Raw genomic sequence first — 13683 nt, 5'->3', positions numbered from 1 at the left:
TATCCAGTATTATAAATGTGTTTCTGCTTGTGTCGAGTGGGTGAAAAACACATTTGTGAACAATATCGAAGTTTATGTAAATAAATAGTATACTTATCTCATTCGAAGGGAATCGGGTCGTTTCAGCCCCGAAGCTGTTCGAGCAATACGCTGTAAGCGTGGCGTTCGTACAGCTCACCGGTCCAGTCCAGTGTCTTGTCAGCGGCTTCAAGATACCCGGCGGCTCGCTCCGGATTCCCACCCGCAACAGCCTCATCAGCGTCCTCCTGTAGTTCGCTGACGAGTTCGAGGAAATGAATCGGAATACTGTGGTCGTGCTGTGGATAGTTCGATGGATACTGTGTCCGGATCGTCGACCGCCGGTCCTCAACCGCATCTCGCAACGCTTTCACGTCCGGTTCCCCGCTGCCACTGTCGCTCCCTGCTTGAAGCTGTGCTAACAGGCGGTGGTCGTAGAATCGGAGTTCCTGCCGGGCTGCATACACAGTAACGAGGTCCGACTCACCGGCCTGTGAGACCATGTCCGCGAGTTCCACCGCCCGTTCCTGAAGGAGTGAGCCAACGTCCGAGTCAGTCTCCCGGAACTCGTCGACCAGCCGGTTGGCCAGCCGGGCTACGTCATCGGCGTCAATACCGTCAAGCCGATGGCCCGTCGTCTCCGCTCTGTCGATTGTTTCGACGGCTGACGCCAGTGTCCTCTCACACTCCTGTTGTGAAACCGACGGGCTCCGCAGTAGGTCGAGGAGATCGTTTCCGAGGGTACTCTGTGGGTTCAGGTCTAGCCGACCAGCAATACTCCCGAGATCGCTCTCGCGGTCGGTGAAGGACACGTTCCCATTGTCGAGCTGGTCGGCCAGCGACGACAGCCAGGCCGGCGTCTCGGACGCGCTGTCGAACGTGACCACCGTCTGCTCGTTTGCCGTGGCACACACCCGCTCTGCATCCTGCGTTAGCTCCTTCAGAGCGGCTTCATACTGCTCCCGTTCGGAGACAGCGGTCGTGAGTTGCTCGGCGATAATCCCGAACGCGTCTCCGGATACACCGGCGTCGCGCTGTCGGTCCAGCGTTCTGGCGAGTTCCTGTGGGTCGATGTGAGGAGTGACTCCCTCCAGCGTCGATTCGATCGCATCGTGACGATTCAGTGTCGTCACGACCGTGTGCAGCGTCTCCGTCAGTTTCCGTTCGGAGACGTCCTCGGCTGTTTCCAGATACTGCAGGAGGCGTCGTCCCGCTGTGGTTTCTGCGGTCGTCTGGGCCCGCACAGCGGCTACCGCACCGGACAGTGCATCGGGTACGACCGGCTCCGGTTCTGAAGTCGGTTCCGGAGGGCTGTCGGCTGTGATTTCAGGGCTCTCTGTCGGTTCCGGCGGTCGCTCGACGAGTTCGCCACGCTCGGCCGCCTGTTGAACCTCCTCCGCCCGCGTGGTTGGGTCGTCGTCCGGCCGTATGGGTGCCCGTTCGCCGAGATCGGTCGCATCGACGACCGAATCTATCGCGTTCGCCAGCGTCTCGACACCGTCGGTCACGGCATCCGGCTGGGGCGGTCGTTCGAGGCGCTCCGCCGGCCGCCTGAGGTCCGATGTTACTGTGTCGCCGCTCTCTCCACCATCGTCCCCACTGGTCCACCGACCCAACCCGAACCCGAGGCCGGCACCAATGACCAGTGTTCCCACAGCGATAGCTGCGGTCAGGGCTGCGGTGACCATTAGTTTTCACCCCATGTTCTCGCGGCCGAGCGAGTCAAACAGCGGCTCGATGACGTCCCAGATCTCGCGGAGTTCGGCCGCCTCCTGACTCTCGCCGTGCTCGACCAGTTCACGGGCGTGATCGTACATTCGCTCCAGCGTCGGAAGGTGTGGGTTCCACAGTAGCCCCCAGAGGTAAACGTCATCGACGTGTGGGACCACGAGCTGATTGACGTACACGTCGATAGAGCCGGGTCCCTCGAAGCTGTCGCGCTCAAGGAAGTCCTCGCCGCTGAGAATGTCTGTGAGTTCATTGTTACCCAGCAGGGGCGCGAGTTCCGCCATCTTCTCTTCGGGACCGTATATCATGAATGTCCCGCCCCACGCGGTTTTGGGATCGAACTCGACGAGCTGCCCCTGCAGGAGCGTCGAGCGGGCCAGCGTGTCCAGCCGAGAGCGGTCGAACGTCGAGGCGCTCGTCTTCCCGATGACCGGGGCCATGATGACGGCGGGTTTGTACGCGCGATCCTCGTCATAGCTGTACTTCCGCTGGACCGGCCGGAAGCTGTCCGGCACGTCGAACACTTCGCCGTTGATACGGGCCGTCCCGGCAGTGTCTGCCGACTGGGGCGTCGAGGACATTGTGAACGCTTCGAGGAACGTCACCAGCAACCGGTTGATATCCGTGTACATCGGCGGATTGTACCGTTCAAGCATCCCCTCGTCAATGTCAACCGCGAGGTCAGCCGGCGGCTGGTCGAGCATACTGTTATCGAACGGGATGATACCGTCGACGGCCTTCGAGAGGTAAGCCATCCCGACGACGCCCCGTATCATTTCGCTGTCCCCGAACTCCGTGTTCGACGGGAGTACGACGGAGCTGATGAGTGGCTTCGAGAAGGCCATACTGTCCACGCTTCCCGTCCCCTCAGTGATGATCGACCGAATGTTGTCGGCCAGCACTGGGGTCGCCCCGCAGCCGGTTCCCTTGGTGACACTGTTGATGAGCATCACCGCCTGTGAGGCCTCAATGTCGTTGACGTTGAGATCAAGCCGGTCCCGAATGGCGTTCTTTTCCCCATCGAAGTCCTGCTTCATCAGCTGACGGCCGTACTTCCAGTCTCGGCCGGCCCCGGAGTAATTGTGTTGTCTGTACCCTATCATCCCGTTCGTAACGAGCGCTTCCCGGGAGAAGCCACGGTCCTCCTTGGCGTAGTACGTCTCACCGAGTTCCGTGAGGTTCGTGTTGATGCTCCCGTAGTTCGCCAGTCCACCCTCCCACACGTCCGCAAGACTACTGTTGTTGTCTCGGAGCGTGTCTCGCCGCATCAACACTGCGTCGATGATGTGGTTGCCGGCGCCACCGACACCGACCATCATCCATTTGTTGCCGGTCGAACCGCTCAGCGGCCCACTAACGCCCGTATCAGCCCCGCTTCCGAGCCCGCTGTCCGGCGACTCATCTACACCGTCGGAACCAGTGTCGGTCCGCAGTGCCGTCCCGGGACTGATGCCACCGTCAGGGTCAGGATCGCCCGCTGGACTGTCCGGCCCCGACTCGTCGCTATCGCTTGGCTCAGGGTCGTCAGGTTGGAACTGCGGTTTCACTTCCCCGTGTTCGTCGAAGATATCGTCGTACCGGTCGGGATACACCTCACTGACTGACTGAGGTGTCTCCGCGTGGTTGGCCGCGATATGCTCCTCGATAGTCGGCTCTTCGGTGTCTCGCAGACAGATCTTGCACTTGTTGCTCATTGGTTGTTGACTCCGCGCTGGTTTTCGTCTCGGTCAGTCATCGGTCGTTCGAGTACTGGTTCTGGAGGGCATCCATCACCCGTTTCGGGCTGACTCCATCAGTCACCTTAACGGAGAGAAACCCCGGTGGCGGATCCTCGGGGACAGTAACACTGACGACGTCGCTCTGACGCTCAGCGAAAGTTTGTATTTCGGTCAGAATCCCCTCGTCGACGAACTTTTCTGGGAGGGTCTCCGTCTGTAGTTCGACAGTGTCGTTGGTGCTGCTCGCTGCCGCGGCCGACTGTAGTTCTCGGAGTACGTACAACACATCGTCGGGGTCGGCACCGTTCGTCACCAAGTCCGAGCCACGGGGTGTGCGGTCACGATTCCCCTCAGTCGTCTCCCCGTCACTGGCGATATCAAGCGTCGTCCCGGCAACCGCATACTCCACGTCGTATGTCCGTTCAAACGGCACACGAAGCTGGGCCGCCAGATCTACCCCGACCGCCTCCGGAATCGGTATCGAGCCCGATCCGTAGTCCATGGTCGCGACGACGCTCTCGGCGAAAAATTCGGCGATAGCCTGCACCGACTGCGCCTCAGTTCGGGCCTGCTCGGCGGCCCGCCGGGCAGCGTCGAACCGCCCCTCGTGCAGGGCCGCCTTGGCGTCGGCTGCGTGACCAGTCACCGTGGGCTTGTTCGGGACCTCAAGCGTTGCATCGGGCGTTCGTCCTTCCAGTAGGAACTCGGTCAGACGGTCTCTGGCTGCACCATCGAGCGTGTCGAGGTGATCTTGCGTGACCATCAGCGCCGAATCGGCCTCGTCGAGTGCTGTCGCCACCGCCGACTCATGTTCCTCAAGCATTGTCTCCATTTCGGCGAGGTGTGATTCGACACGTTCGATGGCAGTCGTGACGGAGTTGAGGCCCTCATCATTGATCGCTTCGACCAGCCGGTCGTCAAGTTCGTGTCTGGTCCCGCCCAACTGGATCGCTGGCCCACCGATGGTCGGGAGGTCAACCTCGTGATACGCCCGCAGGTTCCGAATCTCGTACGCGGTGTCATATCGAGAGACGTAATGGAGGTCACCGAACGTGCCCCGTACTTGATCTGTAACGCCCTGCTCCAGTTCTTTCTGTAGCCTATCCGCACGATCGTCCGGTGCCAGTCCGGCCGCATCGGCGCGGATTTGGGAAGCCACCTCGTTGCGTTCCCGACTCGTCATCGAACTGTCCGTCAGTTCATCTGCACGGTCGATGACGGACTGGCAGTCATCCCGAAATGACGCAACTCCATGCTCAAACCTTTCGACAGCCTCGGGAGCAAACGACTGGAGCGACTGTCGAGTCGTTTCGCTCGCAATGATCTCGACGCGGTCGTCAAATTTCTGAAGTGCTTCCTGTGCGTCCGTGCGTGCGTCCGAAAGTGTCTCGCCAGTCTCCTCGTCCAGCGTGATGTCCCACGGGTACACCAGCGCAGCTGCCCAACTCGCTCCGGACGCGATAATCGGCACCAACAGGAATCCAGCAACCTGGCCAGCCGGCACACCCGCAGACAGTATCGGGAGATAGACGAGTTCGAACAGAACCAGAAACAGCGTGACGAAGCCGGTAGCACCCAAGGTGAACACCCTGTGTCGCAGTACGAACAGTCCTGCGCCCTGGGCGAGCCACGCCAGAGTGACCAGCAGGAACAGCACTAACACGACGGTCGAACTAGCCCGGAACACAGTTCCGGCCGCATCGAAGACAGTTACGGACTGAAACAGCCGCTTCAACCCACCAATGACTGGCAGGCCGTCTCCTGATGCACCTCCCAGAGCGATAGCTGCCTGGATGAACGACGCCAGTATCGGCAAGCCTGCCACGACCCAGCACATACCCGACACCCGTCGTCGATTCTGTAACATCTAATTCCAGATTTGTTAATCGGGGGATAAAATACTTCCTCCCCGTTTCATATTTCGAGAGTCCGAATTCAGAATATATAATTAATTTATACTTATCTGCGGATTTCTATATTCACCAAAAAATCCGTAAATTGAGAGTTGTCGGTGTGCCGATAGAACTGAGATGGGAGCGATTCTGTAATCAGATATCCGCGACTGCCGAAGTTATCAACTGGAGCCAATACATGCAATCTCACTCGCTCGCGATTCGTAATTTCTGACTTGTTAGAGTGTGGATCTATAAGGCTATACGTGACGGCGTCCGATTAAACTGAAAGATGAGACCGGAAATATTTCGATGGTTGTACCGGAAATCATCCGCCTCAGTGTATCTGAACTGCGTTTGATTTTGTGGAGTGTAAACAGCTATCTGAGTATACGATGGAAAATCGGTATTCAAATATATGATCGAGAATCCTCAGTTTGAGATATAATATAAATTTGTTATATGTAGGGGACCAAGTGAGTTTGAAGTACCGTTCACGGTTGCGTGTAGAACGTCAATTTACACCCGCATAGTGATGGGGTTGCGTTGGACAAGAGCGTGATGCGCATTAACGATTTCCAGTACTGGCTGTACGTTATTGTCGATCCTGAGAGAAACAAATCTCCTTAGCCCCGTTCCTTACTCTACATACGCCTGCTTCGATGAAATTCTACTTGGAGAACACCGCCGAAAACACGACATCGACGACACCGTGTTTTTCGTTGTTGGTGCAAGCTGGCTCAAAACAGTCTTGCAGCGACAGCGCCCGATATTAATACGAACTTTACAGAAATCAGAACAATGTCGGACCTGTAGTTTAAACGTCAAGAACTGAAAAGTACGGTTCTCGAACTGTTTCGGTCCCGCCGAATCAATGACAGCTGAAACATGGTTGCAAACGTTCCCCAGCTGTCACAATGCTGCTACTTAAACACGACTGCCAGTAGCGAATGAAGGTGTGAATTTTTGGAATTATTTGTGTCTCTCAGCCACAGTCGGGCTTCGCGACCAATTTCAATGTAGATAACGTCTATATATCCTCAGCGATAGCCAAGCGATAGACGAACTTTTCAGCGATGAGGAGGTACCAGATACTGGTGGCAATGACGAGATGTTACCCCCGCTGAGCCCCTTGTGACGATGGACTTTTCCTGAGCCACCATTTCAACTCCGAACAGCGACTAAAACGGTGCAGCAGGGCCTTCGTCGGAATCTCTGTCAGCAGCTGCAGTGTCTGCCGGCGTCTCCTCATCTTCGGCACGCTCCAGCGGGCCGTCCCAGCCGTTCAGCCCGGGTTCGAAGCTTACTACGTCGCCATCAAACCCTTCGTACGACGCGATGAGCCGGGCGGCCTGCACACTGGACTTTCCTTTCGGGCACACTGTCACAACCTCGTCGTCGCCTTCGAACCGTTCGACTTCATCGACGAGCGACGGGAACGGGACGTTCTCGCTCTCGGGGATGTGGCCTCGCTCGAACGCGCCGGGTGAGCGGATATCGACTACCCGGACCGTCTCCTCGTCGAGTTTCGACCGTAGCTCGTCGGCGTCGATTTCGCCGTCCATATCCAGCCGCTAGCGGGCGATACCTAAACCTTCACCGGCTACAGCAATCCATCAGCCTGTGCCAGCAGGATGCCTTCGATGGTCGCGTCGTTAGCTGGCTCGCGACGGGCGACCGCCAGTGCCTCGTCGATGGGAACTGTCGTCACCGAGAGGAACTCGTTGTCGTCAAGTTCCCGGTCGACCGGTTCGAGGCCCTCAGCGAAGACGATGCCACGGCGGTGCCGGAGCACGCCGGTCGAACACGAGAACTCCTCGATAAGTGAGACGCCGGCAGCCTCGAAGCCGGTTTCCTCGCGGAGTTCGCGCGCACCGGCAGTCGTGTAGGATTCGTCGTCCTCGACGATGCCGGCCGGGAGTTCGAGGCACTGCTCACGAATGGTCGGGCGATACTGGTCGACCATGACGAGTTCGTCACCAGTCGTGGCAACCACGACGGCCGCATCCGGCAGTTCGGCCCAGTAGTAGTCCTTCTCGGAGCCGTCGGGCTGGCGAACTCGGTCGTAACCGCCGGTGTACCAGCCGGTCTCGTACTCGCGTTGGCTCTCGACGATTGGCCACTCGTGGTCCGGTTCGCGGGTCATACGTCCTGTCGGACCGCGACGTGGTAAAACGTGCCGTTGTGCCGGACGACGACGCCGTCGTCGGTTACAGCCCCGTCGTACTGCTGGCTAAGCGCGTCTCGCTCGTCGAACGGCGAATGAGTGAACGCACCCTTGAACCCGAGCGGCCCGCGCCAGTACGGCTCGGATTGCCCGGTCGCCGACGGAGATGCGTCGGCCAGCGCCTCGCTCGTGTACGGGAAGCGTCGCTCAGACTGGCTGCTCCAGTTGATTGCCGTGCCGTTGTCGACGCTGTACTCGCCGTCGGTCGGCGTAGCAACGGCGTAGTAAGGGTCCCCGCTCTTGAGGAGGCCCGGCAGCGCACCCAGCGCCAGCAACAGCACGACGACAGCGATGATACCGAGCAGGGTGTTCCGTGTGACCGGGCGCATCAGATGACCTCGCGGTAGATGCGGCCGAAGGCCTGGCGACGGAGCGTCCCGACAGCAGCGCGACGTTCGTCCTGAAACGTCGCCGCGACGGCCTGCTCCGCGAAGGGCGCGGCGTGCCAGACAACGTTGTCAACGGTCTCCGCGCCGACTAGCGTCACCTCACAGTCGGTGTCTTCGCGCCACTCTTCGAACTCCGCCATCGAGCCGACCTGAACCGCGAGCGATTCTGCGAACAGCACGTCGCGAGCGGTTTCGACGACCTCGCTGGTGACTCGCTCCTCGTAGGTCTCCGGGTCGAGACCCATCGCCTTCGCGACTTCCTTGACAACGACCTGCGCCGTCGGCCCGAACGCGTCGTAGCGCTCGCGGGCCTCGGCTGCCGATACCGGCGCGAACTGCCCCTCAGTGTCCATACGTCCTGTTGCTGCCGGCGGGACTATTCGGTTTCGTCTCCGGTCGCGCCAGCCTCGTCGCCAGCGTCGGATGCCGACGTGTCACTATCAGTGGCGTCCGCATCGTTCTCGTCGTCGCTATCGCGTAGCATCTCCCGCGTCAGGTCCCGGGCCTCGGCCAGCACCTCGCTGTCGTGGTCGCTGAGCGCGTTCGATCCCCGGTGGCGGTCCGCGCCCTGCGGGAGGTCGCCGTGGCCGTGTCCGTGCGCGTGGTCGTGGCTATGCCCATCGCTGCGGTCGACGGTATCCTCGAACACCTGTGGGAACTCCGTCTCCTCAGCGTATTCGACGACTTCGGTGGACAGTTCGTCCTCGCCGAGTTGGCCCCAGTCGGGGACGCGGTCGTCAAGCCACGCTTCATGATCATCGCCGCCGGTCATCGCGGTAAACGCGAGGTGGTTCGCCAGATGCACGTCATCGGCTTGCGGGTCGTCACACACTGGACAGGCGTATCCCATCGGTGTGCAAAGCGTGGATGCGGAGCCGTATATGTAGTCGGGGTCTCGAAGCGGTCGTTGTTTCAGACCGGCGCTCCAGCTCTTCGCCGGGACTGCATCTGAGTATACAGGACCGCGGAGTGAGGCAAGCGCCTACAGCAGACGGACCATTACCAAGGCGTCCTCGCCGTTGCTGTAGTAGTTCGGAATCGTCTTGCGGTGTTCGAACCCGAAGCGCCGGTAGAGCTTTCGCGCGCCGCCATTGTCGGCCCGGACCTCCAGCTTGACCGAGCCGGCACCGGTCTCGTCGATGACCTCCATCGCACGCCGCAACAGCGCGCTCGCAACCCCCTGCCGTTGGTACGCCGGCCGAACCGCGAGGTCCTTGATGTGACCGAGCGGGGTACCGTGGTTCGGCACCGTATCCGCGATGACGTAGCCTGCGACAGCGGGCGGGTCGTCGTCGTCGTTACCGGTTTCGGCGACGAGAAACCCCGTTTCGCCGAGATAGCTCTCCAGTGCAGAAAACGGCCATGGCTGTGGAAATGACGCCTGCTCGATGCGGTGGACCTCGATGAGATCCGCACGGACGGCGCGTCGAACCGCTGGCGTATCCGGCGTCTCCGGTCCGTCAGGAGCGACCGTTGTCACGTGTGTACTTCGGTATGGACCTACATATGTGTTACCGCCGACCGAAGATACCCCGGGTTCTGACTGTTTGTCGATAAGTGCTGATAATTCATGCATCGATAGGGGCAGGAAAAAGTTAGAACTCCGAAGGGTTCTTTAGTCTGACGAGTCTATCTATAAGCGCACCCATTTTGGGTGCCACCACCCCCACCCCTCTTTCCAAACTTTTCCATCGCTGCCGAGTTGTACTAGACGTAGGTTCTGCCAGAGCCGACTGCAGGCGTCGGAATGAAGGCGTCCCCGGCTACGGAATGGGTATCATATCTCTGGCGCTGGTGCGGTTCTAGTATCCTGTTATCTGAAGGAAACATGGTACTAGGCTTCGTTTCTCGATAAAAAACCGCGGTCAGAAGGCGACCGCGCTGTCTCACGGCGCAAAGCGCCGTTCGACCTGAAATCGATTCCTCGCTACGCTCGGAATCGCTCCGTCGCGGGTCGTTCCTCCCCGTCGTCGGGCGGCGATGCTGCCCGACTGCCTGCGGGACCTACGGTCCCGCTCCGCTCCGGAATCTGAGGTCGCTTCGCGACCTCACGTTAGTCGTCAGCAGGTGCAGCGCCGCCGTCGTCGTGCTGCTGCTTCGTGTGCGAGAGTTTGCCACCGGCGGCGAGGATCTCGCGTTCGCGCTCGGAGGCGTCAAGCTGGCCAGTCGCTTCCCAGTCGTCGTTCACGCGGATGGTGAACTCCGTCTGGCCGGACTTGACGGCCTCGGCCGCGTCGTCAACGACTTCGATGTCGTCGCCTTCCTCGATCTTCTCGTAGGTCTCCTCGTCGATGGTGAGCGGGACGATACCGAAGTTGAACAGGTTCGCCTTGTGGATGCGGGCGAAGCTCTGTGCAAGAACGGTCTCGATACCCAGGTACATCGGGCACAGGGCCGCGTGTTCACGCGAGGACCCCTGACCGTAGTTCTCGCCAGCGACGAGTACGCCGCCGTCTGCTTCGAGTGCGCGCTCCGCGAACGTGTCGTCGACGCGCGAGAGCGTGAACTCGGAGAGCTTCGGGACGTTCGACCGGTACATCAGGATGTCCTGTGTGGCCGGGATGATGTGGTCCGTCGTGATGTTGTCCTCCATCTTCAGGAGGGCTTCACCACCGACTTCGGTCTCAAGCGGGTCCTTCAGCGGCACGTCGCCGATGTTCGGGCCCTTGATGAGTTCGTCGTCGACGGCGTTGTCCGGCGCGATGAGGTCCGATTCGGAGTTGCCGATGTACTGGTCGGGCATCTCCAGACCGGGTGCCTCGAGGTCGCCGAGTTCGTCGGCGAGGTCTCGCGGGTCAACGATTTCGCCTTTGATGGCCGCCGCGGTGGCGACTTCCGGCGAGCAGAGGTAGACGTTGTCGTCCTCGATACCGGAGCGACCCTCGAAGTTGCGGTTGAACGTCCGCAGGGAGACGGAGTCGGAGGCCGGGACGTGACCGATGCCGATACAGGCACCACACGTCGCCTCGGAGAAGTTGACGCCAGCGGCCATCATCTCCGCGGTCCAGCCCTCGCGGGCCAGCATCTCGGAGGCCTGCTTGGAGCCGGGGGCGACGATCATCTCGGTCTTCTTGTCGATGTTGCGCCCTTCCAGCATCTTCGCGGCCGGGAGGATGTCCTCGTAGGCGCCGTTCGTACAGGAACCGATCATGACCTGCTCAACGTCGACGCCCTCGACCTCGGAGACCGGCACGACGTTGTCAGGCATGGACGGCTCGGCGATGAGCGGTTCGAGGTCCGAGAGGTCGACGACGATTTCGTCGGCGTACTCGGCATCCTCGTCGGGGCCGATGTCCTCGAAGACATCCTCGCGGCCGAGGCGTTCGAGGTAGTCCTTGGTCTGGTCGTCCGTCGGGAAAATCGACGAGGTGGCACCGAGCTCGGTCCCCATGTTGGTGATGGTGGTCCGCTCGGGGACGGTCAGCGTCTCGACGCCGGGACCGGTGTATTCCAGCACCTTGCCGACGCCGCCCTTGACCGACAGCCGGCGGAGCAGCTCCAAGATGACGTCCTTGGCAGTCGCCCATTCGGGCAGTTCGCCTTCGAGGCGGACGTTGACGACTTCCGGCATCTCAATGTAGTAGGCGCCGCCACCCATCGCGACGGCGACGTCGAGGCCACCGGACCCGATAGCGAGCTCGCCGAGGCCGCCGGGGGTCGGTGTGTGGGAGTCGGACCCGAGCATCGTCTTGCCGGGTGCAGCGAAGTTCTCCTTGTGGACGTTGTGACAGATACCGTTGCCGGGGCGCGAGAAATGGGCCCCGAACGTGCCTGCCGCAGAGCGGAGGAAGCGGTGGTCGTCGGTATTCTTAAAGTCGAACTGATAGGTCTGGTGGTCACAGTACTGGGCGGCCAGTTCCGTCTGAACCTCTTCGAGGCCCAGCGCTTCGAACTGCAGCCAGACGAGTGTCCCGGTCGTGTCCTGTGTCAGCACCTGATCGATCTCGATCCCGATCTCTTCTCCGGGTGTTAGCTCCCCTTCGACGAGATGGTCGTCGAGAATTTTTTCCGTAAGCGTCTGTCCCATAACGTGCGTCAATGGATGGCGCGGCGGTATAAATCCCGCGTATTCCGTCGTATTTTTCATATAAAAATCCGTGCCGTCGGTCACTCAGAAGCGAGTCAACAGGCCGGGACAGCGGTCGACCAGACCGGCAGGTCTTTCCACGACACTCGCACAGAACCGCGTATGTTCAAGAGTGGGCGGTTCGTCGCTGATGCTCTCGGCGACCTGAGAGACTCGCAGGTGCAACCGAACGGCGTCGACCTTACGCTCGGTGCACTCTACGAACAGGTCGAGCCGGGGCGCATCGAACGCGGCGACAAAACTGTCGGCGAGCGACAGGAAGTTGAGCCCGACGACGGTGTCTATCACCTCGACCGGGGCGGCTACATCGTCGAGTACGCCGACCGGGTCGTCATTCCGGATGGCCACATCGGCTTTCTCCTCCCGCGGTCGTCGTTGCTCCGCAACTCCTGCATGCTTGATACGGCTGTCTGGGATGCCGGTTACGAGGGGCGAGGCGAGGGGCTACTGGAGGTCCACCACCCAATCGAACTCGAACAGGGCGCGCGGATCGCACAACTCGTGCTCGCTGACGCCGCTCACGAAGGGACGTACGAAGGGTCGTATCAGGGTGAAAATCTCTGAGATGTAATCGCAGTCCCAGACGTGTCTCATCGTCCGAGACATGGTAGGCCATGCTGTGAATTTAAGTGGATTTCCTGAGTGCTATCGATTGGTGCTTGAAGCAACTATACCCCGGTCCACACTGCCGTTAGCCTTCAGTACCCGGAAATTACACAAGCACCGTTTTCAGGTACGACAACTGTCTGACCGGGGTTTATCATCGTTGCTGCGTGACAGTGAGACATGATAGTAGAATTTCACATCGATGCCCCCCTCTTGCAGCGAACAGCTGAAACGCTGAGTAAAGCAGCGATACGGATACAGCGACTTCACTGCGAGAGCGGCGACTGCCGTGCCGTCGCCTGGATTGGCCCCGTCGAACGGCCCGCCATCGAAGCGAATCTGGCCCAGGACGAGAGTATCACCGACTATGCCCATGTAGCGGCAGAAGGAGAGGGTCACTGGTATACCCTGCATACAACTGATACGACAATCGACACGATCGGAGAATCGTTATTAAACGCGGACGGGTTCCTGCTCGGTGCCGCACAGACCGGCGATGACTGGGTGTTTCGAGCCCGGTTCCCCGAGAAGAGTTCCGTACTGTCGTTCCGTGACACACTCGTGGCCAGTGATATCAACATCGACATTCAGACCATCACTGACGACACGGAAGCCTCCCCACAGTTCGGCGTGACGGACCCACAGCGAGAAGTGCTGTTGCTCGCGCTCAATCGTGGGTACTTCACCGTCCCGCGGGAGTCGTCCCTCTCGGACCTCGCCGCGGAGCTCGGTATCTCCAGTCAGGCCGCTTCAGAGCGGCTCCGGCGGGGGACGCGAACGCTGGTACAGAACACGCTGGCGGCCCCTGAACGGCCGCTTGTCGGCTCACCGCCGGAGTAATCGGACCAGGAACGGCTTCCGGCTGGTGAAAAGCGAGGGTGGTGGGACGCTGACCCGCTGTGAGAACCGGGTCTGGGGGCGACAGATTGCCGAATAGCTGTGTTTTGCGTCGTTTGAGCTGACAGTGCGTGACGTAGCGTCTGGTCTGTCATCGGCACGCCGGTTACTTCAGACAGTG

The 13683-nt window shown here is 60.2% G+C and carries 11 protein-coding genes and 1 pseudogene; 2 read left to right on the top strand and 10 right to left on the bottom strand.

The genetic code is table 11. The features are described from left to right. Positions 1 to 122 precede the first annotated feature (122 nt). The 10 genes from G9C82_RS11630 to G9C82_RS11585 all read right to left on the bottom strand — a co-directional run bounded on the left by G9C82_RS11630 (position 123) and on the right by G9C82_RS11585 (position 11999). Complete coding sequence (locus G9C82_RS11630; RefSeq protein WP_127014169.1) at positions 123 to 1706, bottom strand: hypothetical protein; 1584 nt, start codon at positions 1704 to 1706, stop codon at positions 123 to 125. Between the two features lie 6 nt (positions 1707 to 1712). Continuing rightward, positions 1713 to 3440, bottom strand: coding sequence for a cell division protein FtsZ (locus G9C82_RS11625; protein ID WP_127014168.1), 1728 nt, complete (start codon positions 3438 to 3440; stop codon positions 1713 to 1715). A gap of 37 nt (positions 3441 to 3477) precedes the next feature. Then, a complete protein-coding gene (locus G9C82_RS11620) occupies positions 3478 to 5301 on the bottom strand; it encodes a hypothetical protein (RefSeq protein WP_167072363.1) in 1824 nt (607 codons plus the stop codon). Positions 5302 to 6537: 1236 nt separating this feature from the next. Further along, entirely contained in the window at positions 6538 to 6921 is a 384-nt protein-coding gene (locus G9C82_RS11615) for a rhodanese-like domain-containing protein (protein ID WP_004958620.1), read from the bottom strand. Positions 6922 to 6959: 38 nt separating this feature from the next. Continuing rightward, on the bottom strand, positions 6960 to 7502 hold the full coding sequence (locus G9C82_RS11610; RefSeq protein ID WP_004958621.1) for an NUDIX hydrolase: 543 nt from the start codon (positions 7500 to 7502) through the stop codon (positions 6960 to 6962). Beyond that, entirely contained in the window at positions 7499 to 7912 is a 414-nt protein-coding gene (locus G9C82_RS11605) for a hypothetical protein (RefSeq protein ID WP_007189288.1), read from the bottom strand. The genes G9C82_RS11610 and G9C82_RS11605 overlap by 4 nt, the downstream gene beginning before the upstream one ends. After that, entirely contained in the window at positions 7912 to 8325 is a 414-nt protein-coding gene (locus tag G9C82_RS11600; RefSeq protein WP_121302433.1) for a DUF5809 family protein, read from the bottom strand. Before G9C82_RS11600 ends, G9C82_RS11605 begins: the two co-directional genes overlap by 1 nt. 23 nt (positions 8326 to 8348) lie before the next feature. Continuing rightward, the gene (locus G9C82_RS11595) at positions 8349 to 8822 is read right to left on the bottom strand and encodes a DUF5810 domain-containing protein (RefSeq protein ID WP_007189290.1); all 474 of its coding nucleotides are present in this window, start codon (positions 8820 to 8822) and stop codon (positions 8349 to 8351) included. Between the two features lie 132 nt (positions 8823 to 8954). Next, complete coding sequence (gene rimI / locus G9C82_RS11590) at positions 8955 to 9452, bottom strand: ribosomal protein S18-alanine N-acetyltransferase (protein WP_121302432.1); 498 nt, start codon at positions 9450 to 9452, stop codon at positions 8955 to 8957. Between the two features lie 573 nt (positions 9453 to 10025). Then, on the bottom strand, positions 10026 to 11999 hold the full coding sequence (locus G9C82_RS11585) for an aconitate hydratase (protein ID WP_004958634.1): 1974 nt from the start codon (positions 11997 to 11999) through the stop codon (positions 10026 to 10028). Between the two features lie 141 nt (positions 12000 to 12140). Here G9C82_RS11585 and G9C82_RS11580 point away from each other — a divergent pair. After that, positions 12141 to 12623: pseudogene (locus G9C82_RS11580) on the top strand (deoxyuridine 5'-triphosphate nucleotidohydrolase); the annotation flags it as partial. Between the two features lie 222 nt (positions 12624 to 12845). Further along, the gene (locus G9C82_RS11575) at positions 12846 to 13505 is read left to right on the top strand and encodes a helix-turn-helix domain-containing protein (RefSeq protein WP_127014166.1); all 660 of its coding nucleotides are present in this window, start codon (positions 12846 to 12848) and stop codon (positions 13503 to 13505) included. The last annotated feature ends 178 nt before the right edge of the window (positions 13506 to 13683 follow it).

The sequence above is a fragment of the Haloarcula sp. R1-2 genome (genome assembly GCF_011627385.1).
Classification (GTDB): domain Archaea; phylum Halobacteriota; class Halobacteria; order Halobacteriales; family Haloarculaceae; genus Haloarcula; species Haloarcula marismortui.
This window is presented reverse-complemented; position numbering and strand designations above follow the sequence as displayed.

Coding starts and splice junctions, on each gene's coding strand:
- G9C82_RS11585 (WP_004958634.1), bottom strand. CDS start 11,999: ATGGGACAGACGCTTACGGAAAAAATTCTCGACGACCATCTCGTCGAA.
- G9C82_RS11625 (WP_127014168.1), bottom strand. CDS start 3,440: ATGAGCAACAAGTGCAAGATCTGTCTGCGAGACACCGAAGAGCCGACT.
- G9C82_RS11575 (WP_127014166.1), top strand. CDS start 12,846: ATGATAGTAGAATTTCACATCGATGCCCCCCTCTTGCAGCGAACAGCT.
- G9C82_RS11610 (WP_004958621.1), bottom strand. CDS start 7,502: ATGACCCGCGAACCGGACCACGAGTGGCCAATCGTCGAGAGCCAACGC.
- G9C82_RS11630 (WP_127014169.1), bottom strand. CDS start 1,706: ATGGTCACCGCAGCCCTGACCGCAGCTATCGCTGTGGGAACACTGGTC.
- G9C82_RS11620 (WP_167072363.1), bottom strand. CDS start 5,301: ATGTGCTGGGTCGTGGCAGGCTTGCCGATACTGGCGTCGTTCATCCAG.
- G9C82_RS11605 (WP_007189288.1), bottom strand. CDS start 7,912: ATGCGCCCGGTCACACGGAACACCCTGCTCGGTATCATCGCTGTCGTC.
- G9C82_RS11600 (WP_121302433.1), bottom strand. CDS start 8,325: ATGGACACTGAGGGGCAGTTCGCGCCGGTATCGGCAGCCGAGGCCCGC.
- G9C82_RS11615 (WP_004958620.1), bottom strand. CDS start 6,921: ATGGACGGCGAAATCGACGCCGACGAGCTACGGTCGAAACTCGACGAG.
- G9C82_RS11595 (WP_007189290.1), bottom strand. CDS start 8,822: ATGGGATACGCCTGTCCAGTGTGTGACGACCCGCAAGCCGATGACGTG.